Origin of the sequence: Streptomyces sp. SID3212, assembly GCF_009865405.1 — a bacterium.
In the GTDB taxonomy this organism is placed as follows: Bacteria; Actinomycetota; Actinomycetes; order Streptomycetales; family Streptomycetaceae; genus Streptomyces.
Genome location: NZ_WWJY01001078.1, coordinates 1 through 9445, shown reverse-complemented (window position 1 = coordinate 9445; position 9445 = coordinate 1). Strand labels below are relative to the sequence as shown.

The following is a 9445-nucleotide window of genomic DNA, read 5'->3' as shown; positions in this document are numbered from 1 at the left end:
CGCAGCCCGCCCGCGGCCACCCGCCCGGAGAGGAACCGGACGGCGGCCGGTACGGCGCGACGGGCGGCCCCGCTGGGGCATGCGGGCGGCGACCACCCTGTCCGTGCTCGTCCTGGGCGCCGGCGGGATCGGGCACGCGGTGGTGACCGGCCTCGACACGGGGATCGACCGGGTCGACGCGTTCAAGGACATGAAGAACCGGCCCGACCCGGGCCACGGCCTCAACCTCCTCCTCGTCGGCACCGACGGCCGGGACAGGATCACCGAGGCGGAGCGGCAGAAGTACCGGCTCGGCGGCGCGCCCTGCCACTGCACCGACACGATGATGCTGGTCCACCTCTCGGAGGACGGGAAGCGCGCCAGTGTCGTGAGCCTGCCGCGCGACAGTTACGCCGAGATCCCCGCGCACACCGACACCACCACCGGCAAGAAGCACAAGACGCACCCGGTGAAGATCAACGCGGCGTACGCGGAGGGCGGCCCCAACCTGACCGTCAGGACCGTCGAGCACATGACGGGGGTGAAGATCAGCCACTACCTGGAGGTCGACTTCACCAGCTTCATGAAGACGGTGGACGCGGTCGGCGGGGTCGAGATCTGCACGCCCCGGGCGCTGAAGGACTCGTACACCGGACTCGACCTGACCCCCGGCACGCACCGGCTGGACGGCGGCAAGGCGCTCCAGTACGTACGGTCCCGGCACATCGACGGCAACGCCGACCTCGGCAGGATGCAGCGCCAGCAGCGCTTCGTCGCGGCGCTGATCGGCCGGGCCACGAGCAGCGGGGTGCTGCTGAACCCGGTGAGGTTCCGCGATGTGACCCGGGCGCTGCTGGGTTCGGTACGGGCGGACGCGGACTTCGGCGCGCGGCAGTTGCTGAGCCTCAACAAGGCGATGCGGGGCTTCTCGCCGTCGGCCTCGGAGTTCACCTCCGTACCGCTGCTGGCCAAGGGGGTGTCTCTGCCGGGCATCGGCGCGACGGTGAAATGGGACCCGGAGAAGTCGGAGAAGCTGTTCCGGGCGCTGCGCGAGGACAGGCCGCTGGCGCTGCCGGGGCCGCAGGTGCCGAGGGACCCGGCGGCGGGACCCGCCGCCGCGCCGTCCTCGGTACGGCCGTCCTCCGTGCCGGCGTCCTCCGTATCCCCGTCTCCCTCTCCCGTACCGGCGTCTCCGTCGTCCTCCGTACCGGCGTCGAAGCGGCCGGCGCCCGCCGGGTCGCCCAAGGTCGCGCTTGTCGACGTGAAGCCGGAGGGGATCCGGGTGCAGGTCTACAACGCGACCCGGACGGACGGCATCGGCAAGCAGGTCGACCACGCGCTGCGCGCCGTCGGCTTCCGTACGACCGGCGCGCCGCTCACGGCGGACGTACGGGACGTCCGGCGGACGCAGGTGCTGTACGACCCCCGGTGGGACCGCTCGGCACGGTCCCTGGCGACCGCGCTGCCCGGCAGCGAGCTGCGGGCGGTGAAGGGGCAGGGCGGGACGCTCAAGGTGATGGCGGGGTCGGAGAACCGGGCGGTGGTGCCGGTACGGGTGGAGGCGAAGCCGACGGGGCAGTTCGAGGCAGTGACGGGGGACCAGGTGGTGTGCCCCTGATGTCCGGACGGGCGGCGGGGGGCCGAGGCACCCGCCGGGTCAGTTCTCCCGCGCGTCCCGCGAGTCGTCGAAGCCCTCGGCCGCGCGATTCGCCCGCAGCTCCTTGATGGCGCGGCGCCGGGCGAGCCGGTGCGTACGCCGGATCTGCGCCTCCTGGTAGCGCCGCCGGTCCCGTTCGGTCTCGGGGACCACCGGCGGTACGGGGCGGGGCCTGCCGTCCGCGTCGACGGCGGCGAAGACGAGGTAGGCGGTGCCGACCTGGGTCGCGGGCGTGGACTCGTTCCAGCGCTCGGCCATGACCCGGACGCCGACCTCCATGCTGGAGCGTCCTGTCCAGTTCACCTGGGCGCGTACGTGCACGAGGTCGCCGACCCTGACCGGCTCCAGGAAGACCATCTCGTCCATGGAGGCGGTGACGGCGGGGCCGCCGGAGTGCCGGCCCGCGACGGCGCCCGCCGCGTCGTCCACCAGCTTCATGATCACGCCGCCGTGCACCGTACCCAGCAGATTCGTGTCGCTGCCGGTCATGATGTGGCTGAGCGTGGTCCGGGACGCGGAGGTCGGTTTCCCCGGAAGATCCGGCTGGGCTGTCATGCGTCCACCCTATGTGGGGGGTCTGTGGCGTTCCGATACGGGTCGCATTGCATCAGCTTGGCAACAGGGCCGACCCGATTCCTCACCCGCCCTGTCAGCGGCCGGGCGGTCCCCGGCACACTGGCTGACATGAACGATTGGCCCGAGGGGCGGAACGGCGGAAGCGGCGGGCGTTACGGGCGCGGCAGCACGGGCGCACAGCCCGAGGGCGCCCGCGCGATGCCCCATGTGCAGGCGCCGCAGGGGGTGCCCCAGCAGCAGGGGTACGACAGCGGCTACAACACGGGCCAGGTCTACGGCGCGCCCGCCGGTGGCGGTGGCGGCGGCCGTGGTGGTTACCCTCCGCCTCCGCAGGGCTCGGCGCCCCGGCAGGCGCCGGACTGGCGGCGCCGGCTCAAGATCGGCTCGCTGGTCCTGGTCGTCGCGGTCCTCGCCGTCTCCATCGGGACGTACTTCTGGGCCGACGGCAAGCTGAAGCGCGAGGTGGACCTCTCGAAGGTCATCGACCGCCCGGCGGAGGGCGACGGGACGAACTATCTGATCGTCGGTTCCGACAGCCGCGAAGGCATGTCGTCGGAGGAGAAGAAGGACCTCCACACAGGCTCGGCGGAGGGCAAGCGCACCGACTCGATGATGATCCTGCACACGGGGTCGAACGGTCCGACGCTGATCTCGCTGCCGCGTGACTCGGACGTGACGATCCCGTCGTTCAAGGGCTCGGAGTCGGGCAAGGTGTTCCCGGCGCAGCCGAACACGCACAAGAAGCTGAACGCGGCGTATGCGGAGGACGGCCCCACCCTGCTCGTCCGCACGATCGAGGCGAAGACGGGGCTGCGGATAGACCACTACGTCGAGATCGGCTTCGCCGGCTTCGCGAACATCGTGGACTCGATCGGCGGCGTGGAGCTCGACATCCCGAAGGCCTTCAAGGACAAGAAGTCGGGCGCCGACTTCAAGGCGGGCAAGCAGACGCTGGACGGCGAGCAGTCGCTGGCGTTCGTCCGGACGCGGTACGCGTTCGCGGGCAGTGACCTCGACCGTACGAAGAACCAGCAGAAGTTCCTCGCGGCCCTGGCCTCCCAGACGGCGACCCCGGGCACCATCCTCAACCCGTTCAAGTTCTACCCGACCATGGGCTCGGGCCTGGACACCCTGATCGTGGACAAGGACATGTCCCTGTACTCGCTGGGCAAGATGTTCTTCGCGATGAAGGGCGTCACGGGCGGCGAGGGCACCTCGATGAACATCCCGCTGGCGGGGAGCTCGGGCGGGAACCTCCTGTGGGACACGGCGAAGGTCAAGCAACTGGTGACCCAGCTGAACAACGACGAAAAGGTCACGGTCAAGGGCAGCTGACAGCGCGCCGCAGGGCGTACACGACGGCAGGGGCACCCGGATCGGGTGCCCCTGCCGTCGTCAAATGGGTGCGTTCGCGTCGCCTTGACGCGGGCGCCCCACCCCGACGAAGCTCGTGCACAAGCAACTTGCTCGACCCGGGAGAGGTAGCCATGGCTTTACTGTTCTTCGGCAAAGACCCCGATACGGACGAAGACCATTGCCCAACCGTGTGGGTGGATGACGAGAACGGTGACTTCGTCTTTCAGGGGTGGAGAGCGGATGCCGTGACAGAGGAGAAGTGCCTGGAAGTCGGTCCGATTCCTGGCACCGAAGCCGTCATCAGGATTCCGGCGCGGATGGTGGCGCAGATCAGAAAGGCTTGCGATGCAGCGGAACGCTCGGCAGCCGAGCTTCGCTGAGTGCGTCCGGGACACGGACAGGTCGGCGGTCCATCTGGAGATGCGAGACGACTACGGCGACAACGAGCGGTTCGCGGCATGGCGACGTGGTGACCGTATCGACTGGGACAACCGGTCGTCCTGGTGGCGTGGGTTCCACGACCAGATCGCCGAGGCGGTCGCGCGCGGCGTGTCCGTCCGCCGGGCCAGAATCGTCAGCGAGCCGGTGTCCGAATACATTCGTTGGGAACACGAGATGACCCGAGCCAATCTCGCCGCCGGCGAACAGGTTCGATGGGTACCCCGGCGTCTTGCTTCAACCCTCGCGCTTCCGTGCAACGACTACTGGCTCTTCGACGACAGGCTGGCCAGGGTGCACCACTTCGCCGGGAACGGTTCGCTCGTCGCAGACGAATTCACCTCGGAGCCGGACGCGCTGAAGCTGTTCGCCACATCGTTCGAATCCGCGTGGGACCTTGGGATCCCCCACGAGGATTACCGGTTCTGAACGTCTCCCTCACGCCACGGTCGACTGATGTCTTCGTCTCCCTTCTCCAGTGCCCAGGCGGCCCGCGCGTCCTTGGCCGCACGGCTCAAGGAACTGCGCCTGGACGCCGGCCTGACGATGCAAGGGCTGGCTGATCGGTGCGCTTGGAACAAGGCGAAGACGTCGCGTATCGAGGCCGCCAGGACGGCCCCCTCCGACGACGACATCCGAGCCTGGTGTGCGGCCTGCGGCGCCCGGGAGCAAGCGGCCGACCTCATCGCCTCTTCGCGCTCCGTGGACTCGATGTACGTCGAATGGCGCCGCATGCAGCGCACCGGCCTGCGCAGACTCCAACAGGCCAACGTCCCGCTGTACGAACGCACGCGGCTCTTCCGCGTGTATTGCGCCCGGGTCGTGCCCGGGCTTCTCCAGACCCAGGGCTACGCCCACGCGCTCCTGTCGCTCATCGCGGATTTCCGCAGCCTCCCGAACGATGTCGGCGAGGCCGCCGCGGCCCGGGTGGACCGGTCCCACATCATCCGTGACGGTCTTCACCGCGTGGTCGTACTCATCGAGGAGGACGTTCTCACCCACCGCATCGGCGGCGACAGTGTGATGGCCGACCAGCTTGCACACCTGCTGACGACGATGGCCTGTCCAGCCGTCTCGATCGGCGTCATCCCCCGGTCCGCACACCGCGTCATCTGGGGCCCTGAGACGTTCACCATGTTTGACGACCAGCGGGTCCACGTCGAGTTGCTGGCCGCGAAGGTCACGGTGACCACGCCGACGGAAGTGGAGGTGTACCAGAGAGCTTTCGCCCGGCTGACCGCGATGGCCGTGTACGGCCCCCGAGCCCGGGCCCTGATCAGCGGGGCGATCGACGCCCTCGGCTAATTGCCCTGCAACAGCCTGCAACATCGTGGACCGGCAACTGGACTGTTTCGTAGCGTCGTTGTCGTGACGAATCACGCGATCAACTGGAAGCGAGGCTGAGATGGGCAAAAAGGGCGGAAGCCACTCCGGTACGCCGGACACGTCCAGCAGTGACGGCCACCGGGACAAGCCGCCGGGTCCGACCCGGCCCTACGAGCCCCCGCCGAAGAAGAAGTGAGGCCGGATGACGACCCAGCGGCAGCTCGTTCAAAGCCTGGTCAAAAAGGGCGCGCTGGCGCCCGAGTGGCGCGACGCCGTGGCGTCGGTGGATCGGGCGCTGTTCATTCCTGAGGTGATCGTCGGTGGTGATTTCGGCGAGGACCCGGAGGGGTGGTTACGGATCGTCTACGCGGACGGACCGGTCGTGACCCAGGTCAACGACGGGAAGGCCACGGCCGACGACGCCTTCCGGTTGGCCACGTCGTCCTCGTCCATGCCGTCGATCATGCTCGAAATGCTCGACCTGCTGGACGTACGGGACGGGCATCGCGTTCTGGAGATCGGCACCGGTACCGGCTACAACGCCGCGTGGCTCTCCCACCGGTTGGGCGAGAACCGGGTGACCAGTGTGGAGCTGGACGAAAAGGTGCTGTCCCTGGCCGAGGAGAACCTGAAACGGGCCGGGTTCCGGCCGACGACGGTTCTCGGCGACGGTCGCGACGGTCATCGCGAAGGAGCGCCGTACCAGCGGATCATCTGCACCTGCACCATGCGTGACGTGCCGGCCGCGTGGCTGGAGCAGTGTCCGGAGGGGCGGGTGGTGACGCCTTGGGGCAGCAGCTTCTTCAGTGGGTCGTTCGTCACCCTGGACGTCGTGGGCGGGAAGGCCCAGGGCACGTTCTCCGGGTCTCCGGCCTTCATGTGGGACCGCACCCGCCGGGGCGGGGCCGGGCGTATCGCGGATCTGTACCGCGAGGAGCAGCGAGGGGTGAAGGGGACGACCGACATCCCGCCGCAGCACGTCATCCAGGACGATCCCGCGTTCTTCATCGGCCTGACCGTCACCGACACGTGGTTCCGGTGGTGCGACGCGGACGACGGCAGCGGGGAAGCCACGCTGTGGTTCTTCGCCGACGACGGCTCGTCATGGGCGACGGTGGAGTACGTCCCGGACGCGGAGACGTACGAGGTCGAGCAGTACGGACCCCGAGCGCTGTGGGACGACGTGCGCGAGGTGTTCCTTCAATGGCACGACCTGGGGAAGCCCGAACGGTCCCGCTTCGGGTTGTCGGTGGACGGGGACGGGGACAGTCAGCGGGTGTGGCTGGACGGCCCCCGTCAACCCGTCGGCCGGCCGTCGCGGCTGTAGGAGAGCGTGAGCGGGCGGCGGTACGCACACCGCCCGCTTGCCCAAAGCCGTAGTTACGGCAGGTTCCTCGCCATGACGATGCGCTGGATCTGGTTCGTGCCTTCGTAGATCTGCGTGATCTTCGCGTCGCGCATCATGCGTTCCACCGGGTAGTCGCGGGTGTAGCCGTAGCCGCCGAGGAGTTGGACCGCGTCCGTGGTGATCTCCATCGCCGCGTCCGAGGCGAAGCACTTGGCCGCCGCGCCGAAGAAGGTCAGGTCCTCCTTCGTGGCGCCCGCCGTGACGCGTTCCGAGCGGGCCGCCGCCGCGTAGGTGAGCTGGCGGGCCGCCTCCAGCTTCATCGCCATGTCGGCGAGCATGAACTGCACGCCCTGGAAGTCCGCGACCGGCTTGCCGAACTGCTTGCGCTCCTGGACGTAGCCCTTCGCGTAGTCCAGGGCGCCCTGCGCGATGCCGAGGGCCTGGGCCGCGATCGTGATGCGGGTGTGGTCCAGGGTCTTCATCGCGGTGGCGAAACCCGTACCCTCCGCGCCGATCAGGCGGTCCGCGGGGATGCGGACGTGGTCCAGGTAGACCTCGCGGGTCGGGGAGCCCTTGATGCCGAGCTTCTTCTCCGGGGCGCCGAAGGACACGCCCGGGTCGGACTTCTCGACCACGAAGGCGCTGATGCCCTTGGTGCGCTTCTCGGGGTCGGTGACGGCCATCACCGTGTAGTAGTCGGACACGCCGGCGTTGGTGATCCAGCGCTTCACGCCGTCGAGGACGTAGTGGTCGCCGTCCCGTACCGCCTTCGTCCTCATGCCGCCCGCGTCCGAGCCCGCGTCCGGTTCGGAGAGGGCGTACGAGAACATCGCGTCGCCCTTCGCCAGCGGGCCGAGGTACTTCTTCCTCAGGTCCGGGGAGCCGGAGAGGATCACCGGCAGCGAGCCCAGCTTGTTCACGGCGGGGATCAGGGAGGACGAGGCGCAGACGCGCGCGACCTCCTCGATGACGATCACGGTGGCGAGCGCGTCGGCGCCCGCGCCGCCGTACTCCTCGGGGACGTGGACGGCGTGCAGGTCGGAGGCGACCAGCGCGTCCAGCGCCTCCTGCGGGAAGCGGGCCTCCTCGTCGACGGCGGCGGCGAACGGGCCGATCTTCGCCTCGGCGAGCGCGCGGACGGTCTCGCGGAGCATGTCGTGCTCTTCGGACGGGCGGTACAGGTCGAAATCAGCCGATCCGGCCACGGTCATTCACTCCCCAGGGATGCTAACTACCGTTAAGTAACTCGATTTTAGGGGGCTGGTGCGGAAGGGGCGTACGTGAGTTTGGTGACAGCTGTCCCAGGACCGCCCCCCACAGCTGGAATGCCCCTGCGGAACGCCCGTGACACGCGGCTATGCTCAGGCACCGCACCCCGCCCGCACCCCCAGGAGCTCCGCATGGCCCTCAAGATCACCGTGATCGGCACCGGATACCTCGGCGCCACGCACGCAGCGGCCATGGCGGAACTGGGCTTCGAGGTGCTGGCGCTCGACGTGGTGCCCGAGAAGATCGAGATGCTCTCGGCGGGCCGCGTCCCGATGTACGAGCCCGGGCTCGAAGAGCTGCTCGCCAAGCATGTCGCCGGCATCGAGGGATCGAGCGGGCGGCTGCGCTTCACGATGGACTGGGCGGAGGTCGCCGAGTTCGGCGACGTGCACTTCGTCTGCGTCAACACCCCGCAGAAGCACGGCGAGTACGCGTGCGACATGAGTTACGTCGACTCCGCGATGGAGAGCCTCGCCAAGCACCTGCACCGCCCCGCGCTGGTGGTCGGCAAGTCCACCGTGCCCGTCGGCAGCGCCGAGCGGATCGCGGCCCGTATCGCCGAGCTGGCGCCCGCCGGCGGCGAGGTGGAGCTCGCCTGGAACCCCGAATTCCTGCGCGAGGGCTTCGCCGTACAGGACACCCTGCACCCGGACCGGTTGGTGGCCGGGGTGCGCAGCGAACACGCGGAGCGGGTCCTGCGCGAGGTGTACGCGACGCCGATCGCCGAGGGGTCGCCGTTCGTGGTGACGGACTTCCCGACCGCCGAACTGGTGAAGACCGCCGCGAACTCGTTCCTCGCCACGAAGATCTCCTTCATCAACGCGATGGCCGAGGTCTGCGAGGCGGCGGGCGGGGACGTACAGAAACTGGCGGAGGCGCTCGGCTACGACGAGCGCATCGGCAAGAAGTTCCTGCGGGCCGGGATCGGCTTCGGCGGCGGCTGCCTCCCGAAGGACATCCGCGCGTTCATGGCGCGCGCCGGGGAGCTGGGCGCCGACCAGGCGCTGACCTTCCTGCGCGAGGTCGACTCGATCAACATGCGCCGCCGCCGCGACATGGTGGAGCTGGCCCGGGAGGCGGTCGGCGGTGACTCGTCGTTCCTCGGGAAGCGGGTCGCGGTGCTGGGCGCGACCTTCAAGCCCGACTCGGACGACGTACGGGACTCCCCCGCGCTCAACGTCGCCGGGCAGATCCACCTCCAGGGCGGCCAGGTGACGGTGTACGACCCCAAGGGCATGGAGAACGCGAAGCGGCTGTTCCCGACGCTCGGGTACGCGGACTCCGCGGTGGAGGCGGTACGGGGCGCCGATGTCGTCCTGCACCTCACGGAGTGGCGGGAGTTCCGGGAGCTGGACCCGGCGGCCCTGGGGGCGGCGGCGTCGCGCCGGCTGATCCTGGACGGGCGCAACGCCCTGGACCCCGAGGTGTGGCGCGCGGCGGGCTGGACGTACCGGGCGATGGGGCGGCCCCGCGCCTGAGGGACCTGGCCGGGGGGG

9 protein-coding genes are annotated in these 9445 nt (G+C 69.4%); 7 read left to right on the top strand and 2 right to left on the bottom strand.

Going from position 1 to position 9445, the window contains the following annotated elements; translation table 11 throughout:
* The first annotated feature begins 79 nt into the window (after window positions 1-79).
* A complete protein-coding gene (locus GT042_RS32070; protein WP_161312205.1) occupies window positions 80-1597 on the top strand; it encodes an LCP family protein in 1518 nt (505 codons plus the stop codon).
* A 39-nt stretch (window positions 1598-1636) separates the two neighbouring features.
* Here the strand turns inward: GT042_RS32070 and GT042_RS32065 are convergent, their stop codons facing one another.
* Window positions 1637-2191: an acyl-CoA thioesterase gene (locus tag GT042_RS32065; protein WP_161312204.1), complete on the bottom strand. Its 555-nt coding sequence runs from the start codon at window positions 2189-2191 to the stop codon at window positions 1637-1639.
* Between the two features lie 129 nt (window positions 2192-2320).
* Between GT042_RS32065 and GT042_RS32060 the strand changes: the two genes are divergently transcribed.
* From GT042_RS32060 to GT042_RS32040, 5 genes are all read left to right on the top strand, one after another.
* Window positions 2321-3547 (top strand): LCP family protein, encoded by a 1227-nt coding sequence (locus tag GT042_RS32060; protein WP_161312203.1) that lies wholly within the window; start codon window positions 2321-2323, stop codon window positions 3545-3547.
* A 152-nt stretch (window positions 3548-3699) separates the two neighbouring features.
* A complete protein-coding gene (locus GT042_RS32055; protein WP_161312202.1) occupies window positions 3700-3948 on the top strand; it encodes a hypothetical protein in 249 nt (82 codons plus the stop codon).
* A gap of 40 nt (window positions 3949-3988) precedes the next feature.
* Window positions 3989-4435 (top strand): DUF6879 family protein, encoded by a 447-nt coding sequence (locus tag GT042_RS32050; protein WP_237531418.1) that lies wholly within the window; start codon window positions 3989-3991, stop codon window positions 4433-4435.
* A 27-nt stretch (window positions 4436-4462) separates the two neighbouring features.
* Window positions 4463-5311 (top strand): helix-turn-helix transcriptional regulator, encoded by an 849-nt coding sequence (locus tag GT042_RS32045; protein ID WP_161312200.1) that lies wholly within the window; start codon window positions 4463-4465, stop codon window positions 5309-5311.
* Between the two features lie 223 nt (window positions 5312-5534).
* The gene (locus GT042_RS32040) at window positions 5535-6659 is read left to right on the top strand and encodes a methyltransferase domain-containing protein (RefSeq protein ID WP_161312199.1); all 1125 of its coding nucleotides are present in this window, start codon (window positions 5535-5537) and stop codon (window positions 6657-6659) included.
* 53 nt (window positions 6660-6712) lie between these two features.
* On the opposite strand, the gene GT042_RS32035 is transcribed toward GT042_RS32040, so the two are convergent.
* Window positions 6713-7891: an acyl-CoA dehydrogenase family protein gene (locus GT042_RS32035; protein WP_202534345.1), complete on the bottom strand. Its 1179-nt coding sequence runs from the start codon at window positions 7889-7891 to the stop codon at window positions 6713-6715.
* 189 nt (window positions 7892-8080) lie between these two features.
* Between GT042_RS32035 and GT042_RS32030 the strand changes: the two genes are divergently transcribed.
* Window positions 8081-9427: a UDP-glucose/GDP-mannose dehydrogenase family protein gene (locus GT042_RS32030; protein WP_161312198.1), complete on the top strand. Its 1347-nt coding sequence runs from the start codon at window positions 8081-8083 to the stop codon at window positions 9425-9427.
* The last annotated feature ends 18 nt before the right edge of the window (window positions 9428-9445 follow it).